The organism is Comamonas sp. A7-5, from assembly GCF_039581385.1.
GTDB classification, from domain to species: domain Bacteria; phylum Pseudomonadota; class Gammaproteobacteria; order Burkholderiales; family Burkholderiaceae_C; genus Comamonas; species Comamonas thiooxydans.
The window spans coordinates 1-357 of sequence record NZ_JBCPWO010000063.1; the positions used below are offsets into that span (position 1 = coordinate 1).

Sequence of the window (357 nt, forward strand, 5' to 3'; positions counted from 1 at the left end):
GCATTGCTGATTGCCGGCACCATTGCGTTGATGTTAGTTTTAGGCGCCTGGCTCCAGCATGTCTTTGGCAGCACTGGCGTGCTGGTCGCGGCGGCATTTGCAGCTTTGGCCGAACTGCATGCCGCTGCTGCGAGCTTAGGCCAGCTTTTTGCGTCAGGTAGTTTGCCCCTGTCCACCGCTCAATGGGGATTGGTTGTGATTCTTGCTTCCAGCGCAATCGCCAAATCCGTACTGGCGTTCACCATCGGGGGAGCCAAATATGGAACACGAATCAGTCTGGGACTAGCCTCTATGGTGACAGGAGCAGGCCTGTCACTGCTATGGATTGGCTAATACGAATTCCCCATCAGCGATGGG

Annotated in this window: 1 protein-coding gene; it reads left to right on the plus strand. The window is 55.7% G+C overall.

All coding sequences use genetic code 11. The features are described from left to right. A partial coding sequence (locus tag AAIL67_RS24760; RefSeq protein ID WP_343485408.1) for a DUF4010 domain-containing protein occupies window positions 1-333 on the plus strand: 333 nt, incomplete at its 5' end. Window positions 334-357 lie beyond the last annotated feature (24 nt).